This window comes from Xanthomonas sacchari (assembly GCF_024266585.1).
In the GTDB taxonomy this organism is placed as follows: Bacteria; Pseudomonadota; Gammaproteobacteria; order Xanthomonadales; family Xanthomonadaceae; genus Xanthomonas_A; species Xanthomonas_A sacchari_C.
The window spans coordinates 1747755-1764471 of sequence record NZ_CP100647.1 but is presented as its reverse complement, the minus strand read 5'-3'; the positions used below and the strand labels follow the sequence as shown (position 1 = coordinate 1764471).

Sequence of the window (16717 nt, the reverse complement as noted above, 5' to 3'; positions counted from 1 at the left end):
AGCCGCGACCGAAACGCCTCCATCGGCGCCCAACGACGCAACCGCTGAAACACGCGGCCGGACAGCCGCCACCGCAGTCTCCTGTGGGAGCGGCTTCAGCCGCGACGAGCGAATCTCGTCACCATTTGACGCACCACTGCGATCCGATCCTCACCACGCAGCGGCGCGCCCTACTCCCCCAACAACGCCACCATCCGCCGCACGCGCGCCACATCGGTCTGCATGCGGTCGCCGCCCAGGCTGCGCACATGCGGATGCGGCACCAGCGCCCGCGACGCCAACGGCCCGCGCGCCGAGCCATGGAACTCCCGCGCCCCGGTGCGCGCACGCAACTGCGCCAGGTTGGCCTCGGTGACGCCAGAGCCGGGCATCACGCTCAGGCGCGTGCCGGCCTGCTGCACCAACTCGGCGATCCGTTCGGCGCCCTCTTCCGCGGTCTCGCGCGCACCGGAGGTCAGCACCCGCTCGCAGCCCAGCACGATCACGTCCTCCAACGCACGCCGCGGATCGGCACTGACGTCGAAGGCGCGATGGAAGGTGACGCCGAGCGAACCGGCCGCAGCGATCAGCTCGCGCATCGTCGCCATGTCGACCTCGCCAGCCGCGGTCAGCGCGCCCAGCACCACGCCGTCGCAACCAAGCCGCACGCACTGCTCCACGTCGCGGCGCATCGCCTCCACTTCCGCGGCGTCGAACACGAAATCGCCCACCCGCGGACGGATCAGCACGTACAGCGGAATGTGCAGCCGATCGCGCACCACTGCCAGCGTGCCGAACGACGGCGTCAAGCCGCCGCCATCCAGGCCGCCGCACAGTTCCACCCGCATCGCCCCGCCGTCCTGCGCGGCCAGCGCCGAGCCGATCGCATCGGCGGCCACTTCCAGCCCCATCGCCACCGTTCCGCTCATGCCGCCGGCGCCGGAAAATGGCTCTGCCCAGGCAGCAGCAAATCCTGCCGCTGCGCATCGCAGACCGCGTAACTGAAACCGGCCTGGATCGCGAACGCGCCGACCTCGCCACGCTTGTTCATCGCCAGGAACCCGACCTGCAGGTCGCGGGTGAGTTCCGGCTTACGCCGCACGATGCGCATCACCACCTCGCGGCAGGCCTCGGCCGGGCTCTTGCCCTGCCGCATCATCTCCACCACCGCGAAACTGCCGACGTTGCGGATCACCTCCTCGCCGACACCGGTGGAGGTCGCCCCGCCCACCTCGTTGTCCACGTACAACCCCGCACCGATGATCGGGCTGTCGCCGACCCGACCGTGCATCTTCCAGGCCATGCCGCTGGTGGTGCAGGCGCCGGACAGATTGCCGTGCGCATCCAGCGCCAGCATGCCGATGGTGTCGTGGTTGTCCTTGCCGCCTGGCAGCGTGCCGCGGCGATAGGCACGATTCTCGATATTGGCTTCCGGCGCGTAGTGCGACGTCTTCAACCACTCCTTCCATGCCTGTTCCGACTCAGGCGTGAGCAGCTTGGTGCGCTCGAAGCCCTGCGCCAGCGCGAACTGCAGCGCACCATCGCCGACCAGCATCACATGCGGCGTCTTCTCCATCACCCGCCGCGCCACCGAGATCGCATGCACGATGTCCTCCAGCGCCGCGACCGACCCGCAGCCACCGGTGTGATCCATGATGCAGGCATCCAACGTGACCCGCCCATCCCGGTCCGGATAGCCGCCCAGCCCCACCGTGTGATTGTCCGGATCCGCCTCCGGCACCCGCACCCCAGCCTCCACCGCATCCAGCGCCGCGCCACCGCGCGACAGCACCTGCCAGGCCGCCTGGTTGGCGGCGACGCCGAAGTCCCAGGTGGAGACCACCCGTGCTGCGCCGTTTGGCAAGGGGCCGACGCCGGCCTTGGCTTGCGCCTTGACCACGGCGGCGCGTGCGCCCGGAAGCACACCGCCCAACCCGGCGGCCAGAGCGCCGAAGGCGGCGGTTTTCAGGAAGTGACGGCGTTGCGGCATGGGAAGGCTTCGGTTTTGAAAGGGCACTCGGGACAATGTACACCTGGCCTTACATGATGCGAAGAATTTAGAACGGACTGAATTTCAATCGCGGACGGTCACATCAATGTAAATTTGATCAAGCATCACGACTAACAAGAACTTAAAGCCCATTTAATTTACGCTCAAGCAACTCAAAGTCATGCAATGCATCTATGCAATGCATCACTCCGCCCGTGGGCGACTCAATTAAGGCACCTACTGACAAATAGCCCCACTCGTCGGCTGGATATCTACTAGAAAACTCACCTCTATCGATGACAGCCACAACAGTACCCGTCATGCCACTTCCTAGATCCACCCTGTCGCCCAACAAAACAGGCTGACCGTCACGATAGTCCATAGCCACACCCATTAGTTAACAAAATCCTGAATTGGTATCGATCCTGGCGGAGGAGGCAACCCACCTGCGGCATCAGACGCACCGATAGGCCGCCAAAAGCACCAACAATTATTTGGATTCTGGTTTGCCCGATACAAATTGTAATGGTCGCCAGCGTATGGATAATGAGGCGTGGATGGCGGAACCAAGTCATGCCTATAACCAATAGTTCCCGGGGCGATTTGAGTGCCATCCATCAATTTACAAGGCGGACACTTTTTTTCTTCGGGACAGACGACACTTGCAGTTGCTCCACCGGTCACCCCTCCAGCAGCTGCGCCTCCCATTCCGCCCAGTTGAGATCCAACGACAAAGCCCGCCGCATTTCCAGCTACAGGAACCTCAGAGCCTGCAAGGCCACCCAAAATTCCACCACCCCAGTACCCAATCCCTCCGCCAACAACCGTGCATGTCGTTATCCATGCAGCAGCACAAGCGGGATCTGGAGTCAATCCAAGCGGATCAATAAAAGAGAACGGACTACTGAAGACATAGCTGTAAGAGCTAACTCCTCCCATCAACCCAATCGGATCACTCTGCACATACCGCCCCGTGCCCGACTCGTAGTCGCGGAAGTAGTTCTGGTTGAGCCCGCTCAGCGCGTCATAGCGCTGCCCCGGGAAACGCATGTCGAGCACGAAGGCAGTGCCGTCCTTGTCCGGATCCTGGTCCGGAGCGGTGTTACCGAACGCTTCGCCCTTCAGGTCCCAGCGCCAGATCGCCACGTCGCGGACCGGGTCGATCACCGCGCGCGGCGTGCCCAGGTGATCAGGCTGCACGTAGCGCAGCGTGGTCTTGGCCAGCACGCCGACCGGCAGATCGTCCAGCCAGATCGCCTGCTGTACGACTGCGCCGTTGTTGTCGTAGTCGCCCAGCCAGTGGCCGCTCTCGTCGTACAGGGTGTAGGTGTTGGTCTTGCCCACCCGCCGTACTTGCTCGCCGCGGCCGTTGTAGGCGTAGTTCGCCACGGTGGTGCCGCTGCGCTTGACCTGCACCAATCGGCCATTGGCGCCGTATACGTACTGCACGGCCGTGCCGCCGATTGCCGTGGTGTTGCCCGCCGCGTCATAGCCGCGTGATGTGCCGGCCACGCTGCTCAGGCGGTGGCTCGTGGTCGGATAGCTATAGCTCTGCGTGGTGGTATTGACCTTGGCGCTGAGGCGGTTGCCCGTGGCGTCGTAGGTGTAGCCGTCGATCACCGTATCGGTCGGGCCGTCCTTGAACGCGGTCAGCCGGCCCAACGGGTCGTAGTCCAGCTTGACCACCGGCACGGTGTTGCCCGGCGCGGTCAGCGCGCTGAGATTGCCGACCGGATCGAAGGCAAAGCCCACCGCCAACCCATCGCTGCGCGTGTCGTTGACTGCCAGCGGGCGGTAGTCCTGGTCCAGCACGCGCTGCATGGGACGGCCATTGCCGTAGGTCCAGCCGGCGACCGGGCCAAACGGATAGTAGGTGGCCTGGTTCAGCAGGATCTGGCGGGTGCCGCTAGGAGGGGTCACCCCGACCTCGGTGGTCTGGCCCTGGGCGTTGCGCACATAGTCCACCACAGCCCCATCCGGATAGGTCAGCCGGCTCAGCTGCCCAGCTTTGGTATAGGCATAGCGGACCACGAACACCTTGCCGTTGGTCGTCTGCACCTTGCGGACCAGATCGCCGAAGCGGTCGTAGCAGTAGTCAGTGCTGCCGCTGCCGTCCTTCATCCGGGTCAGGCGGCCAACACCATAGGTCTCGCCGCTGGCGCAGGTGGTCTGGCTGACATCGTAGGTGTAGCTGACGTTGAGGCTGGTGGTCGGATAGGTGACCTGGGTCAGCCGGTTCAGCGCGTCGTAGCCGTAGCTGGTCTTGATGTTGCGCGCGTCGGTCTGGGTGGCGCGGTTGCCGGCACTGTCGTAGGTGTACGTGGTGCTGCCGGTGTCCGGGCTGGTGAGCTTGGTCAGGTCGCCCAGGCCGTTGTAGGCATAGGTGGTATCCAGCCCCTTGGGGTCTGTGACCTTGGTCAGGTTGTCCAGGGCGTCGTAGCCGAAGGTGGTCTCGGCGGCGATGCCACCCACGTCCTGCAGGGTCCGCGCCAGGCGGTTGAGCGGGTCGTAGTCGTTCTGGGTGACATGGCCAAGCGCGTCGGTGACGGTCTTGGTATTGCCGTTGGGGTCGTAGCCGAAGTCGGTCGGATCGCCTTGGGCAGTGGCCTGCGTCGCCAGTTGGCCGAGCTGGTTGTACACCCGAGAGAGTGTGCGCTTGAGCGTGCCTGATGCGTCCTTGGTGTCTTCCTTGACCCGGTTGCCGGCATTGTCCAGCGTGTAGTGGATGGCGTTGCCGGCGTTGTCGGCGATATCGGTCAGCCGGTGCGCGGCGTCGTAGGTGAAGCGGGTGAACGCGCCATCGGGTTGCGTCACCTGCTTGACCAGGCCGATCGGCCAGTAGTCGATCGTGGTGATGCGATCGTCGCTTTCGCTACTGTCGTCGGCCCCACGCACCTTGCTGGCGGTCAGCCAACCGCGCGGGTGATACGTGTAGTCGGTGACCACGCCGTTGGCGTTCTTCACCGACAGCACGCGACCAACGCCGTCATAGGCCAGGTACTCGGTGACCTGGCCCAGCGCGTTGGTCACCTTCCACAGGTCGCCCTTGCGGTGTGGGCAGGTGGTCGGGGACGTGGTGCAGGTGCTGTCGTCGATGGGGTAATAGGTAAAGCTGGTGGCGTCGCTGACGTCGGTGCGCGCGCCATCGACCTGCTTTAGAAGTCCCAACTTCGGACAATTACTTGAACCATCAGCCAAGTCGCTATCCGCGCAATAGGTATAGGCAACCTGTCGGACACCAGCGGGCGCACTTGCCATCGAACCGCAGACATAGGCAGAAGCAGCAGAAACCGACACATCGTACTGACAGCGGAAGGTCACCCGCCCTGCAGCGTAAACTGCACGAGAAAGAGACGTTGTTCCACTCCCCTCGCTCCCTTGCTGCGCCACGACCTGATTCTCCGAGTCGCGAGTAAGGGTTTTAGATCTTTGGTAAGACGTACCAGCCCCCTCAGTCACAGTGCTCGAAGAGGCACCTTGGTCATCCAAAGAATCCTGATAGCTGAATTGAGTGGAGTTCCCCAACCTATCCGTAATGGAGACGGGCCGCCCTGCGTCGAAACTCATTGCCCTGGTCCCATCAGGGCCGCTGATGGCTTCGATCTGGCGGAAAAGGCCTTGTCCGAACTGATATGTATAGCTCGCGCCATTAGGCTGCAAAACTTGTGCGCTACTGGCGCCAGAGTAGGTGATGGAGGTCGTTTCCACCTCCGCTCCGTTTGCATGCAGGCTGCTGCCCGCCACCCGCCCATCACTTGCATAACTGAAGGTCGCGTATCGAACGCCATCTTCTTCAATACCAGTCAGCAGGTGCGCACGCCCCGCAGGCGCATGCCCTGACTCTCCGTAACGGTAGGCCCGAACGCTTCCGTCAGAACGGGTGACGCTCACTAGATTCTGGGCAGCATCGTAATCATATTTGACGTAACTCCCATCGTCCAATGTCACCTTATCGAGAAATCCATTGCTATAGGCAAAAGTCAAGACATGCCCAAGCCCATCAATTGCCTTGACCAGACTCTCTCCTGAATATACAAAATCAATGTCAAACGCCGGAGAAGCGCTAGACTTAATGGAAGCGAGGCGCCCCTGGGCGTTATATATCCGCCGATCCCCGTTTGCCTGGACAAGAGTCCAAATACCATCGGAAGAACGCGACATCATCTCAGCCGCGTTTCTACGACCTCTATATTTACCGTCAGCCACCCTGACGAACTGCTCAAAAAATCCGTCATAGGTAACCATGTAGCCCCCACCGGAGCCTACAAGGTCAGCAAACGAATGACTCCAACCCGGCGCCATCCCCATGCCGACCTGAAGTTGCTGAACAGAGTGATAGAAGCGTTGAAAGCTTCTGCCTGCAAAGACCAAATCATCTTCCTGCCTAAACTTATCTCCAGTCGCAGGAAAGCATGGATTTGCGTTGACTGCACAAGACTTCGTCTGATCAATACCTTTTACATAGATAATTGGCGCATCAGAGTTATCACAAAGGTACGGATACTCAACCACAGACGTAGAACTTCCAGACGGACTATATGAAGGGCCGTACCCCACAACCGGCTTCAACCCTGCCGGACAAGAATAAACTCTTGTTTTTACAAGCGTAGTCTCCCGAGGAGAAGGAGTGGGATCATCCCAGCCAGGGCATGAAATGCTATATTTCAACCACTTAAATCCAGGAAGATCAAAAGTGAGCATTCCAAGCCCACTATGATAAAGAACGCTCTGAACAAATGGCTCACCGTAAGCACCGGTTATACGCTCATTGGAGATTGTACAATCCGGAGAATTATAACGCATCAAATTCATCCACCCCTGCACCATCTCCGACTCATCGGCGCAGTAATCTTTTAAGATCGGATCGGAGTTGGCCGCACAAATGGATGGCTTAGTACTGCCAGGCCCATTTCCACCAATCAAAAACCCTGATGAACTGATATAGGATGGGGGCTGACGCTTTACCTTATACCTAATTTGGTAGGATGGCGCGGACGAATCACCGTCGGTGATGACAGCCTCATCTCTGACAAGATAAGCGCCATAAGCAAGGGCTGAACGCATTTCAGCCTCAGCTTCATCAAGCGAGCCAAAACAGGACTGATAACAATATTGCCCCACTGCCTGCGCCTCTGCCGAAGGCGGAACAAGACAGCACATCCCGCCCATAAAAACACTGAACAGGAAAGGCAAAAATCCACGCATAATCCAGCTCCGTTAGAACACCAGTTTAAAAGGCATGTTCAAAAATCGACCGAGCGAAAAGATAACTTCGCAACAGTCTCCTAACCGCTTGCCGACTTCAGAAAGGTCGGCAAAAAATCCAACAGTGTCGTGTAGCGAGCAGTTTCGGAGTTATGAAACCGCCGCAAACCGCTCCACCACCATCCCCTCGATCGCCTCCAGATCCGGAAGCAACGCGCTCTGCTCGCCCAGCAGCACGCGCATGTGCACGCCGGGCGGGAGGGTTTCTTCGGAGGCGTCGGCGAGCAGGCCGTCGCGGGGGACGGAGATCAGTTGCGGGAAGGATTGGGTCAGCAGGGCCACGTAGGGCAGGTCGGGATTGCCGCCCAAGGCCTTGAGCACGACGATCTTGTTGTTGGTGGCGACGGTTTCGGCGCCCAGGCCGGTCAGGCGGGCAAAGGAGACCAGCGGCACTTTCCAGCCGTACCAGGCGATCTGGCCGAGCAGCCAGTGCGGGGCGTCGGGCAGCGGTTCGACCGGCACGCGCGACATCACTTCGGCGATGGTGGCGTTGGGCAGCAGCACGCGCTCGCTGCCGGCCAGGATGAGGACACCGCGGATTTCGTCGTTGCTGGCGTAGCTGCTCATGGAGTGACTTCGTCCTGAAAGCGGAAAAAACGCGCGGTGCGGGCGCAGCGGGGAATGGCGTGTGCCGCCTAGCTCAGCCGCTCCACCGCGCGGTCAAGGCCTGGGCCAGCTGCGCCGGATCGCCGCCGGGATGGCCCTGCAGGATCAGTTGCGCGCCGGCGGCGGGGTCGTAGCAGCCGTCGCCGGATTGCCCGGCCACCCAGGCGCCCTGCGCGGCCAGTGCCAGCACGGCGTCGACCTGCTGCGGATCGCTGCCGCTGAGCAGCAGCACCGCGCTGTGCGCGGCCGGCAGGCCGGCGACCACGGAGGCACCGGCGTCCTGGGCGACGAAGCGCAGGCCGGCGGTGCCGTGCACGCCGACGTCGTCGGGCAGGATGTAGACATTGCCGGGGGCGACCGCTTCGCCGGCTTCGGCCAGCAGCACCGGCAGCGCGGACACGCGCGCGATCTGCTTGACCAGGTTGCCGTAGCGGCCGCCGTCCAGGCGCAACTGCACCAGCAGCGGCAGCGGGAAGCTTTCCGGCAGCGCGGCGAGCAGGCGGCGGATCGCGTCGGGGCCGCCGATGCCGGCCATCACCAGCACCGCACCGCGCGCGACGTCGGCGCGGGCGCCGGTACTGCTTGTGGATGCGGGCTCTTCCGACTCCAGTGCGACCAGCGACAGGCCTTCGGTGGAGAACTGCACGCTGCGCTGCGGTTCGCGCGGCTGCGGCGCGCTCAGTGGCGCGTCGTCGTCGACCAGCGACCAGGCACTGGCGGGCAACGCCGCGGGTGCGGCTGCGGGCGCGGCCGGCGTGGCATCAACATGCGGTGCCGCCGGCACCGCAGATGCTTCGCTCGCCGCGGCCTCGGCGCGCGCGAACTGCAGTTCCTCGAAACCGGGGGCGACGTCGGCTGGCGGCTGCCAGGTGTACATGCCGTCTTCCGGCGCGGCCTCGGCGAAGCTGGTGGCTTCGTCGACGTGCAGGCCGATCGACGCGTTGTCGTGCAATTGCGCCGGCGTCTCCGGCAGGCCCGGCTCCGGCTGCAGGCCGGTCTCGGTCTCGCGGCCGGGCGGCAGCACGTCCTGGTGGCCTTGCAGCTTGGCCGCCAGATGCCGCGCCCAGCGCTGCGCCTCCCAGCCTTCGCGGCGCGCGGCCAACTCGGCCTCGTCGAAGATCACGGTGACGCCGGGCATCGCCAGCGCCGCATCCAGCCGCTCCAGCGCATCCTCGATGGCCGGCTCCAGCGCGATCAGCACCGCGCTGGGCGCGGCATCGGCCAGGGTCTGCGCATCGATCGCGCCGGGCTCGTCTTCCAGCACGATCGTCGCGCCGACCAGGTGCAGCGCTTCACGCAGGCGCTCGCGCGCCTTGCCGGGACGGGCCAGCAAGGCGACCGGCGTGGAAGCGGCATCGCCGTCATTCGCGAACACGGGCGATCCCCAGCAGGTCGTAGACGTTGCGCATCAGATCCAACTCTTGGTAAGGCTTGCCGAGGTAGCGCTGCACGCCCAGTTCGAAGGCGCGCTGGCGGTGCTTTTCGCCGCTGCGCGAGGTGATCATCACGATCGGCACGGCGGCATAGCGCGGATCGGCGCGCATCGCGGTCGCCAGTTCGTAGCCGTCCATGCGCGGCATCTCGATGTCCAGCAGCATCAGGTCGGGCACGCGCTCTTCCAGGCGTTCCAGCGCCTCGACGCCGTCGCGCGCCGACACCACGTCGAAGTTGTGCCGTTCCAGCACGCGGCCGGTGACCTTGCGCATGGTCAGCGAGTCGTCGACCACCATCACCAGCGGCACGCGGCGCTGTTCGGCCGGCACCGCCTCCACCACCGGCCGCAGCGGCTGCGCCAGGTAGCGGCGCACCAGCGGGGCGATGTCGAGGATCACCACCACGCGGCCGTCGCCGGTGATGGTGGCGCCGTAGATGCCGGGCACCGAGGCGATCTGCAGGCCGACCGGCTTGACCACGATTTCGCGGTTGCCGAGCACCTGGTCGATCGCCACCGCCGCGCGCAGGTCGCCCGCGCGCACCAGCAGCAGCGGCACCTGCATCTGGCCTTCGGCCCGTGCCGGCGCCTGCCCGACCAGCGAGCCGAGGTCGTACAGCGCGTACTCCTCGCCGCTGTAGCGGTAGCCGCCGGTGCCGGCCTCGAAGCGTTCGCGGCCGATGCGACCGATGCCGCTGACCGACGCCACCGGCACCGCGAAGGTGGTGTCTCCGATCTGCACGAACACCGCCTGGGTCACCGCCAGGGTCTGCGGCAGGCGCAGGGTGAAGGTGACGCCCTGGCCGCGCACCGAGTGGATGTCCACCGAGCCGCCGAGCTGGCGCACTTCGTTGCGCACCACGTCCATGCCCACGCCGCGGCCGGCCAGCTGGCTGACCTGATCGTAGGTGCTGAACCCGGGCGCGAAGATCAGCGCATCCAGTTCGTCGTCGGACAGCGCCGCGTCGGCGGCGATCAGCCCGCGTTGCTCGGCGCGGCGGCGGATCGCCTCGCGGTCGAGCCCGGCGCCGTCGTCGGCCACTTCCAGCACGATTTCCGACCCCTCGCGGCGCAGGCGGATGGCGATGTTGCCCTCCTCGGCCTTGCCCGCGGCGCGGCGCTGCTCCGGCGCTTCCAGGCCGTGCGCGACCGAGTTGCGCAGCATGTGTTCCAGCGGCGCGACCATGCGGTCGAGCACGTTGCGGTCGAGTTCGCCATGGGTGCCTTCCAGGCTCAGGTGCACCTGCTTGCCGGTTTCGCTGGCCGCCTGACGCACCACGCGCCGCAGTCGCGGCACCAGGCCGTCGAACGGCACCATGCGCGCGCGCATCAGACCGTCCTGCAGCTCCGAGCTGACGCGCGACTGCTGCTGCAACAGGCCGTCGTACTGGCGCGCCAGGTCGTCGAGCACGCCCTGCAGGCCGCCCAGGTCGGCCGCGGACTCGTTGAGCGCGCGGCTGAGCTGCTGCAGCGTGGAGAAGCGGTCCAGCTCCAGCGGATCGAAGCTCTGCTCGGCCTGATCCTGTTCGCGCTGGTAGCGGGCGACGATCTGCGCCTCGGTTTCCAGGTCCAGGCGCCGCAGCTGGTCGCGCAGACGCGCATTGGTGCGGTCCAGTTCGGCCATCGCGCCGCGGAACGCACCCAACTGCTGCTCCAGCCGCGAGCGGTAGATCGCCACTTCGCCGGCGTGGTTGACCAGGCGGTCGAGCAGGTCGGCGCGCACGCGCACCTGTTCCTGCATCGGCCGCGCGATCGTCGACTCTTCGTCCGGCGCGCCGTCCACCGGCAGCGGTGCCGACAGCGGCGCCGCCACGGCCGCCAGCGCAGCAGCAGCCTGGGTGTCCTCGGCCTCGGGCGCGGCGACCGCGGTCCCGGTCTCGGCATCGCCGACGGCGGCGAACGCCTGCCCACGCGTGCGCGCGTCGAACGCGCCGATCAGGTCCTGCGGCATCGCCAGCGCACGGTGGTTGCCGGTCAGGGTCAACAACTGGTGCAGGCGATCGAAGCCGCGCTCGAGCAACTGCACGTCCTGGCGGTCGAGTTCGGTGCGATGGGCGGCCACCGCCTCCAGCAAGGACTCGATGCCATGGCCGAGATCGCCGATGGCGTTGATGCCGGCCATGCGCGCGCCGCCCTTGAGCGTGTGCAGGTCGCGCTGCAGGCCGCCGAGCACCTCGCGGTCCTGCGGCGCGGCGCGCAGCTCGGCGATCAGGCGATCGCAATGGTCGAGCAGGTCCTTGCCTTCGTCGACGAAGATATCGACCAGTTCGCGATCGAGATCGGCGAAGTCCAGCGGGCCAAGATCGGCGGCCGACAGGTCGGGACGCGCGGCGTCGGCGTCGGAATCGGAATGCGCGGGTTCGGCTGCCTCCGGCGCGTGGTGATGCGCGTCATCGGCAGCACCGTCGGCAGAGATCACCGCATCGGCGTCTGCCGCCGCGGTAGTGTCGTCCTGATCGGCATCGCCCCGGGGCGCGGCGTGTGCCTCCTCGAACGCCGCGTGCTGCGGGTCCGTCGCCTCTGCCACGTCGGACGGCAGCGCGTGCGCGGCATCGTCCGCTTCGGCGCCGGCATCCTGCGTGGAGGCAGCGTCGGCCACGTCGAGCGGCTCGACGTGGTCCGCATTCGCTTCGGCCTCGGCGTGCTCGCGCATCGCATCGGCGGCGCCGGCAGCGGCGGCGCCCTCGCCCGTCACCTCGTCCAGGTGCGGTGCGGCATGCTGCGTGGCATCGCCCTGCGCGGCGGCGGCCTCGGTATCGTCGTTGGCCGAAGCGGCGCCATCGTGGTGCCAGCCGCCCGACGGCGCCGACGGCTGCTGGCGCAAGCCGATCGCGGGGGCGTCCTCGTTGAGTTGCTGCTCGTGCGCTTCGGCGGTGTCGTCGCTGGGCGCTTCGGCGTCGCGGTGCGCGACGTCGTGATCGGACGCCGGCACGTCCTGCAGGTGTGCGGGCGCATCCTGCGTGTCGGTCGCCTGCGTGTCGGTCGCTTGGTCCTCGGCATCGTGGTCCGCTGCCGCGTGATCCGATGGCGGCGACTCCTGCGCGTGCATGGATGCGTCCTGGGTCTCCCCGGCCTGCGCGTCGGTCGTCTGGCCCTCGGTATCGTGATCCGCTACCGCGTACTCCGACGCCTGCGCATCCTGCGCGTACACGGACACATCCTGGGTCTCCCCGGCCTGCGCGTCGGTCGCGCGATGCCCGGCATCGTGGTCCGCTGCCGCGTGATCCGATGCCTGCGAATCTTGCGCGTGCATGGACGCACCCTGGATCTCCCCGGCCTGCGCGTCAGCCTGGTGACCCTCGGAACCATGCGCTTCGCCAGCGTGCTCCCGCGCCTGTACGTCCACCGACGTGTCGGTCGCGGCGGTATCGACGGCGACTGCGTCCACCGCCGCGTCCTGTTCCGCATCCGACTGCAATGCTTCCGGTGACGGATCGGCCGACAACTGCTCCGCGCTCAGCGGCGCCTCGACCGTCAGCTCGTCGAGCTGGCCGTCCTGCGCCAATGCCGCCTGTTCCTCGGCTTCGCGCTCATCGTGCGGCGCCGCCAGCGCTTCGACCGGTGCCGCGTCTTGGCTCGGCGCATGCTCCTGCACGGACGTTTGCTCGGCCGCAAGCGTGGTGTCTTCGCTCGCCGAAGCCGGCGTGGCAGCCTCCGTGTCGATGGTGGCGTCGGCTTCTGCCGACGTGGACTCCGGTGCCGCGTCCGAGGACGGCGCGGACGATTCGTCCGCGTGGACGGCGGCGGCATGCTGGTCCGCGCCGGCCTCGTCGGCCTGCCTGCCGGTGCCGTCCGCCGGCAGCGTCTCGTGCAACTGCGCGGTGTCGCCCACGAACGCCGACAGGTCGTCGGCCGCGGTGAGTTCCACCGCCTGCACGGCCTGCGAATCCAGCCCGGTATCGCCCGGTGCAGACGCCGACAGGTCTTCGTCGTCCTCGTCGTGCGCGATCGGCGGCCACTGCACTTCCGGCAGGGTCTCCACCAGCGCGCGCAGGCGCTGCGCCAGGTCGGTGAACGGCGGAATCACCGGCGACGGCGCCTGCAGTTCCGCGATGGTCGCGGCGACGGCGCGCGCCGCATCCTCGAGCGCACGCACGCCCTCGGCGCTGGGCACGCTGCCGGCGGCCAGGGCGCGCTTGACGTAGCTCTCGGCCGGGCCGGTGACCGCGGTGATCTCCGGCACGTCGGTCATCGCGAACGCACCGCTCATGGTGTGCACCGCGCGCAGCAGCGCTTCGGTCGCCGGCTGCGGCGCATGCTGCAGCCAGGCGTGCACGGTCTCCAGGTGGGTGGCGACCTCGGCTTCGAGGATCTCGCGCAGCACGCTGTCCACCGACGCCGGGGTGCCCGCGCGCGGCGCGGCAGTGGCCTGCGGGGTGGCGAAATAGAAAGCGTCCTCGCCGGCGGCGATGCGTTCGGCCACGGCCTGGATCGCATCCAGATCGGCCTGCACCGCGCCGCTGCCGCGCAGCGCGGCGTTGAGCTGCGGCAGCACCGCGTAGGCCTGCTCGACCATGGCCACCACCGCCGGGCTGGCGGGGCGCGAGCCGTCGAGCACGCGGTTGAGCATGCTCTCGATCTTCCAACTGAACTCGCCGAGCACGCGTGCACCGACCAGGCGGCCGCTGCCCTTCAAGGTATGGAACACGCGGCGGATCGGCCGCAGGCTCTCCAGGTGGCTGGGCGCGGCGCGCCAGGCCGGCAGCAGCGCACCGAGATTGACCAGCTCCTCGTCGAACTCCTCCAGGAACACCGCGCGGATTTCGTCGTCGATCTCGCCATCGCCGTCGATGAAACCGGCCTCGGCGGCGGGAGCGGAGGCCACCGGCGCGGCGCTGGGCGTGGGATGCTGCGCTTCGGCGGGCGCGACGGCGGCAGGCGCGCCACTGTTGGTGGCGGTGGTCACGTCGAACTGCGCAGCCGCCGCCTCAAGATCGGCGAGGAACGCGGCTTCGGCATCCGACACCGGTACAGCGGGGGCGGCGGTCGCCACGTGTTCCGACGCCGGGTCGGGCGTCGCATGCTCCTCGAACACCGGCTCGGCATGCTCCGGCGCCGATGGCACGTCCGCCACGGCGTCGGTGTGCGCTTCTTCGCCGATGGGGGCAAGGCCAGGATCGGCATGCGTCTGGCCCTCGAGGGGAGCATGCGGATCGGTCCCGCGTGCGGCGTCGGTGGCGGCGACCTCCGCGGTCTCGATCGGAATCGCATGCGCGGCGTGTTCGGCTTCGGCAGCGACATCGGAGGGCTCGGTCTCCCCTGCCGCGTCGAGGCGCTCGCCGTGCGCGATGTCGGCGTCCACATCGGCCAGCGCGGACGCTGCCTCCTCATCCTGCGCCGCCGGGGCGGCATGCCAATCGAATGCATGTCCCTCGTCGGCGCCTATGTCCGGCGCATCGGCGAACGCCGGCGCGTCGTCCAGTTCGATCACCAGTGGCGACGTGGACGCGGCGGCGTCTTCTGCAGCGGCCGGCGCGTCGACGATGACCAGGCTGGGATCGTCGTGTGCGCCCAGGTCGGCGAACGCGGCCGGCGCACCGGTGTGCGCCTGATCCGAGTACTCGGCCGCCACCGGATCGAAGCCGGCGACATCCGACGAGAACGCCGCGGGAGCGTCGGCAGCAGCGTCGTGCTGCGTGAACGCCGGCGGCGTCTCCGGCCGCAACGCGTCCTGTTCCAGCACCAGGGAATCGAGGCTGATGTGCAGCGGCTCGCTGGTACCGGTCAAACTGTCCTGTTCGGCGGCGACCGGATCGAAGCTGAGCGCCTGCGACGGCGGCGCACTCGCCTGCTCGCGCGGGTCCTGCGCGGTGCCATCGTCGGCGGGCGCGGACGTGTGTTCGGCCGCGGTGTCGTGCTCGTCCGTCGCCAAGGTCCACTGCGGCGCCTGCGGTGCAGATGGCGTGGCGGCCTGCGTGCGCGGCGTCGTGTCCGGCGTGTCCTCCGTCGGCGCCAGGTCCCAGGCCGGCACGGCCGGCGCGGCGAACGGTGCGGGCGCGGGCTCCACGACCGGGGCGGCGACCACCGGCGGCGCAGGCGCGACCGGGTCGGCTGTCTCGCTCCCGCTCGGCAACACGCCCGGCGCGGCCGGCGCGGTCTCGGGCAACGGCCAGTAGCGCAGCGCTTCCAGGCTGCTGCGGGTGATGTCGAGGATCTCCTCGCGCCCGGGGCGGCGCTCGCGCAGCGCCTCCAGGTAGTACTCGAGACTGGCCATCGCGTCGGCCAGGGTGTCGAGCTGGCGGCCGCTGGGCACGCGGCGCTTGCCGATCAGTTCTGTGGCGACATAGCGGCGCACGCCTTCCAGGTAATCGGCCGGCTGCGGCAGTTCCAGCATGCGCAGGGCACCGGCGACCTCGCCGAGCAGGCGCGGCACCTCGTCCAGGCGCGCATGGTCCCAGTTGGTCTCGATGAAGGCGACGAAATGCTCGCGGGCGCTGCCGAAGTTGGCGATCGCCTCGTGCGCCAGCACTTCCACCGTGCGGCGCGCCTCGGCGGCGCTGGCCTCGTCGTGCACATCGCCGCCGGCGCCCAGGTAGGCGACCTGGTCGTCGAGCGAGGCGTCCACGTACAGCAGCGCGCCGGCGATATCCAGCAACAGGCCTTCGTCGGCCTCGCGGGCGCCGTCGACGATGCTGCGCAACGCATCGCGCTGCTGCACCACCACGCTGCGCGCCACGCCCAGGCCCATCACGCCCAGGGTATCGGCGACGCTGCCCAGCTCGTCGACCTGGGTCTGCAGCGCGGCGACGTCGCCGCCGGTGCGCAGGTGCAGGTCCAGCGCGTCCTTGACCCGCAGCAGCTCTTCCTTGATCGCGGTGCCGACGGTGTCGAGCAGTTCGCGGTTGCGGCCGCTGAGACTGCCGCGCGCGTGGTCCAGCTCGGCCTCGGTGGCGGCGGCGGCATCGGGGGCCAGCGCGAACAGCGCGCCCTCGTTGAGGCCGGCTTCGCCGCGCGCGGCGCGGATCTCGTTGAGCAGGGGCAGCAGCACGATTGGAATGTCGCGGTGGCCGTCCTGCAGGCGCTCCAGGTAGTCCGGCAGCAGCACGGTGCCGCGCATCAGCGTCGCGCAGGCCTCGTCGCGGTCGGCCGCCTGGCCGTTCTGCACCGCGGTCGCCAGCAGTTCCAGTTCCTCGGCCACCATCGCCGGCGCATACAGCTCGACCATGCGCAAGGTGCCCTGCACCTGGTGCAGGTAGCCGGCGCAGAAGCGCATGCGACCGGTGTCGGCCGGTTCCTCGACGAAGGCTTCGATCTCGCCGCGGACCTGGCGCAGGGTCTCGTCCAGTTCCGGCTTGACCCAGCCGAGCGCGGCATGGCTCATCGCATCGCGGAGCGCGCTCATCGCCGCATCTCCACGGCCGGGCACGCGCCGCGCCGCGTGGGCGCGGCGACGGCATGCGGGAGTTGTTCACGGTACGTCATGTGCGCTTCCTTCCACCCGGTTC

The 16717-nt window shown here is 67.1% G+C and carries 5 protein-coding genes and 2 pseudogenes; all 7 read right to left on the bottom strand.

The features are described 5' to 3' along the window. Window positions 1–170: 170 nt before the first annotated feature. Complete coding sequence (locus NKJ47_RS07115; protein ID WP_254461363.1) at window positions 171–890, bottom strand: copper homeostasis protein CutC; 720 nt, start codon at window positions 888–890, stop codon at window positions 171–173. 14 nt (window positions 891–904) lie between these two features. Continuing rightward, window positions 905–1969, bottom strand: coding sequence for a N(4)-(beta-N-acetylglucosaminyl)-L-asparaginase (locus NKJ47_RS07110; protein WP_254460790.1), 1065 nt, complete (start codon window positions 1967–1969; stop codon window positions 905–907). Between the two features lie 393 nt (window positions 1970–2362). Continuing rightward, complete coding sequence (locus NKJ47_RS07105; protein WP_254460789.1) at window positions 2363–7174, bottom strand: RHS repeat-associated core domain-containing protein; 4812 nt, start codon at window positions 7172–7174, stop codon at window positions 2363–2365. Between the two features lie 150 nt (window positions 7175–7324). Next, window positions 7325–7801 carry a chemotaxis protein CheW gene (locus NKJ47_RS07100; protein WP_254460788.1) on the bottom strand — a complete coding sequence of 159 codons (477 nt, stop codon included), beginning with the start codon at window positions 7799–7801 and terminating at the stop codon, window positions 7325–7327. Window positions 7802–7874: 73 nt separating this feature from the next. After that, entirely contained in the window at window positions 7875–9215 is a 1341-nt protein-coding gene (locus NKJ47_RS07095; RefSeq protein WP_254460787.1) for a chemotaxis protein CheB, read from the bottom strand. Then, window positions 9202–14433: pseudogene (locus NKJ47_RS07090) on the bottom strand (Hpt domain-containing protein); the annotation flags it as partial. The pseudogene NKJ47_RS07090 and the gene NKJ47_RS07095, both read right to left, overlap by 14 nt. Window positions 14434–14883: 450 nt before the next feature. Next, window positions 14884–16614: pseudogene (locus NKJ47_RS20810) on the bottom strand (Hpt domain-containing protein); the annotation flags it as partial. Window positions 16615–16717: the final 103 nt, after the last annotated feature.

What these genes read in the sequence shown, in the direction of transcription:
- NKJ47_RS07115 (WP_254461363.1), bottom strand. Translation starts at nt 890, where the DNA reads ATGGGGCTGGAAGTGGCCGCCGATGCGATCGGCTCGGCGCTGGCCGCG.
- NKJ47_RS07110 (WP_254460790.1), bottom strand. Translation starts at nt 1,969, where the DNA reads ATGCCGCAACGCCGTCACTTCCTGAAAACCGCCGCCTTCGGCGCTCTG.
- NKJ47_RS07105 (WP_254460789.1), bottom strand. Translation starts at nt 7,174, where the DNA reads ATGCGTGGATTTTTGCCTTTCCTGTTCAGTGTTTTTATGGGCGGGATG.
- NKJ47_RS07100 (WP_254460788.1), bottom strand. Translation starts at nt 7,801, where the DNA reads ATGAGCAGCTACGCCAGCAACGACGAAATCCGCGGTGTCCTCATCCTG.